The 3365-nt window shown below is 67.6% G+C and carries 3 protein-coding genes; all 3 read left to right on the forward strand.

Translation table 11 applies throughout. The features are described 5' to 3' along the window. Positions 1 to 511: 511 nt before the first annotated feature. Genes E1266_RS36445 through E1266_RS36455 form a run of 3 tightly spaced genes read left to right on the forward strand, consistent with a single transcriptional unit; the run spans position 512 to position 3054 of the window. Positions 512 to 1789, forward strand: a complete 1278-nt coding sequence (locus E1266_RS36445; RefSeq protein WP_132055033.1) for an IS256 family transposase — start codon at positions 512 to 514, stop codon at positions 1787 to 1789. Beyond that, positions 1786 to 2247, forward strand: a complete 462-nt coding sequence (locus E1266_RS36450) for a hypothetical protein (RefSeq protein WP_132055035.1) — start codon at positions 1786 to 1788, stop codon at positions 2245 to 2247. Before E1266_RS36445 ends, E1266_RS36450 begins: the two co-directional genes overlap by 4 nt. A gap of 33 nt (positions 2248 to 2280) precedes the next feature. Then, complete coding sequence (locus tag E1266_RS36455; protein WP_132055037.1) at positions 2281 to 3054, forward strand: transposase family protein; 774 nt, start codon at positions 2281 to 2283, stop codon at positions 3052 to 3054. The last annotated feature ends 311 nt before the right edge of the window (positions 3055 to 3365 follow it).

The raw sequence follows: 3365 nt of genomic DNA on the forward strand, positions 1-3365 counted from the left end.
GGCCCCTGACCAGCCCCAAGCACTCCCAGCGTGATCGCCTCGGTAAGCGCCAGTGCGGCCGCTCGGAGTCGCGAAGAACGACGCCCGCCAAGCGGCGACCGCCGCAACCCACCCCGCGCTCCCGAGTTGGCCGGTTGGCGTGGTGTACCTGGACACACCGAGCAGCGTTGATCTACCTGCACCCAACTCCACGATCTGCTGCATCTCGTGCGAAGAAACGCCTCCGACGGCCGCGTCCCACTACTAACCCTTTTTCATCCGTCTGGGCGGATGCGGATCACAGCATGATCGCGATGGGGCGTTCGGCGGGTGACGTGAAGAAACCCCTGGTAGACGGGTTGATCACCACAACCACCGCGTCCGAACCAGGGGCTCTGCATACTGGTGTACCGTGCCGCCGTCGAGCAATGCTTGAGACCTGTGGATCGGCCGGGAAGGGGTGTACCTTCCCGGTGATCTGTTGAGGCTCACGCAGGACCGACGCGCCAACGTCGGTCGGGAAGGCACACCCATGCTCACCGTAGTCCCCGGTGCCGGTGACGGCGACCATCACGCGGCAGGCCCGGCCCCGTCCACATCTCTGATCGACGAGATCGTCCGTGAGGGCGCCCGGCGGATGCTGGCCGAGGCGTTGCAGGCCGAGGTCGACGCCTACATCGCCCGGTTTGTCGACGAGCGCGACGAGCACGGCCGGCGGCTGGTCGTCCGCAACGGCTCGCACCAGCCCCGCGAGGTTCTAACCTCGGCGGGGGCGATCGAGGTGAAGGCCCCGCGTGTCAACGACAAGCGGGTGGACCCGGTCACGGGTGAGCGGCAGCGGTTCTCCTCGGCGATCCTGCCGCCCTGGGCGCGGAAGACCCCGCGGGTAAGCGAGGTGCTGCCGCTGCTGTACCTGCATGGCCTGTCCAGCGGGGACTTCGTCCCGGCACTTGGTCAGTTCCTGGGCTCCTCGGCCGGGTTGTCGGGGCCGGTGATCACCAGGCTCACCGAGCAGTGGAAGGCCGATCAGCGGGCCTTCGCCGGGCGTGACCTGTCCGAGGTCGACTACGTCTACCTGTGGGCGGACGGTGTCCACGTCAACGTCAGGTTGGAGGAGCACAAGCTGTGCCTGCTGGTCGTGATCGGGGTGCGGGCGGACGGCCGCAAGGAGCTCATCGCGCTGGCCGACGGATATCGGGAGTCCACCGAGTCATGGGCCGATCTGCTGCGTGACTGCGCCCGGCGCGGCATGCGCGCACCGGTGCTGGCGGTCGGTGATGGGGCGCTGGGGTTCTGGGGTGCGCTACGCGAGGTGTTCCCCGAGGCCAAGGAGCAGCGCTGCTGGCTTCACAAGATCGCCAACGTGTTGGGGGCGATGCCGAAGTCGGCGCATCCGGGAGCGAAGAAGGCGTTGGCCGAGATCTGGAACGCCGAGGACAAGGACCACGCGCTCGCCGCGGTGAAGGCGTTCAAGGCGGCCTACGGTGCCAAGTTCGGCAAGGCCGTCGCCAAGGTGGTCGATGACCTGGACGAGCTGCTGGCGTTCTGCGACTTCCCGGCCGAGCACTGGATCCATCTGCGCACGACCAACCCGATCGAGTCGACCTTCGCCACGGTCCGCCACCGCACCAAGGTCACCAAGGGGCCGGGGTCGCGGGCCGCCGGGCTGGCCATGGCCTTCAAGCTCATCGAGTCCGCCCAGACCCGGTGGCGCGCGGTCAATGCCCCGCACCTGGTCGCCCTTGTCCGCACCGGGGCTCGCTTCGAACGCGGCGAGCTGGTCGAGCGTCCCGAAGGAGCGGCCGCGTGAGCAACTCCGCCGACAGCGCTGCCGAGCCGGACGAGCACCGCCGCTACGCCCGGCACCTGCGTGCCCTGGCCGCCGTGAGCGCCGACGACGAGACCACGTTGGTAACCGAGATCCTGCGGGACCCCGACCAGGCGATGGCGCAGTCCGCAGTGGCACGGCACATCGACGACCGCGCACGCCAACTGCTGGCCGACCAACGGTTTGGGGGCTGGGCCCACACCATGACCGGAGTCATCGGCGAGCGGGACTTCCTCATCCGTCGCCTGACCGAATGGACGCTGCTGGCCGCTATCGCCCAGGACAAACCATGGTCGGCCGCCCAAGTAATCGCGGCATCCGACTGGTTCCAGCGAAAGGCCGTCGAGATCCTGACATCACCCGCTCTCCTCGGCTTACTCGCCGGCCAAGGAAGGACGCGACGGGTCCGCACGGCAGCCAGCCAACGGCTCCGTCATTAAGGTCACCAACACGGCTGACTTGATCCACAGGTCTTGACTATTCCTCCCGCCGTCGATTTGTCGCGTCCAACGCTGAACTACCTGGCCGGAGTGATCTGTCGGCACCACACGGCGATCGGGTCGGCCTGGCGACTGCTCAACCCCGGACAGCAGGCCCTGCTTGCACTGGTCCACCTGCGCAAGGGCGAGACGTTCACCCAGCTCGGGGCCGGGTTCGAGGTATCGACGAGCACGGCCCGGCGGTACGTCCAGGAAGCGGTTGCGCTGCTGTCGGCACGGTCACCGAAGCCGGCGGCGGCGCTGCGCAAGGCCAAGCAGGACGGGCTGCACCTGCTGGTGCTGGACGGGACGTTGATCGCCCGCGACCGGGTGCGGGCCGACCGGCCGTACTACTCGGCCAAGCACCGCTGCCACGGCATGAACGTGCAGGTCATCGCCGGCCCTGATGGCACGATCGTGTGGACGTCGGGGGCGCTGCCCGGCCGCACGCACGACCTGACCGCCGCACGCGTGTGGGGCATCCTGCGCGAGCTGGACAAGGCCGGGATCATCACGCTGGCCGACAAGGGGTACCAAGGCGCCGAGGCCTGCATCGTCATCACCCCGTACAAGGGACGCGACAAGCCCGAATCCCAGAAGCAGGCCAACCGCTCCCACGCCAAGTTCCGCGGACCCGGCGAACGCGCGAACGCCCAGCTAAGGTCATGGAAGCTACTGCGCAAGCTCCGCTGCAGCCCCGGCAAGGCCGCCGGCCACCTGGTCAAGGCCATCGCCGTCCTACAGAACTATGAGATCACCCGAGGATGAAAAAGGGTCACTGCATACATCCGCGCCGAGCGAGCTTGATGTGGCTGACTCTTACAGCCTGACTGGTGCGCCGCCGCTGACCGGTACGCCATTGCAGTAAACGGCGCGTGTCCAGGTGGTGGTCTGCGTTGGCGGTAGTTCGCGGGACGCCACCTCTGGTCCTAAAGTGCCTGCTCGGGGAGATGGGACGGCGAGGGTCTGTTCGGGAACTCTATGGGTTGGTCTGTTGGGTGAAGCGTTGGGATTGGCCTTCGTGGATGTCGTTTACCCATTCCCAGCCAGGTTTGGCGGAGGGGCCGAGGCGGGGGTCG

This window comes from Actinomadura sp. 7K534 (assembly GCF_004348575.1).
Lineage (GTDB): Bacteria > Actinomycetota > Actinomycetes > Streptosporangiales > Streptosporangiaceae > Spirillospora > Spirillospora livida.

Excerpts from the sequence above, each read along its gene's own strand:
- E1266_RS36445 (WP_132055033.1), top strand. The coding sequence starts at position 512 with ATGCTCACCGTAGTCCCCGGTGCCGGTGACGGCGACCATCACGCGGCA.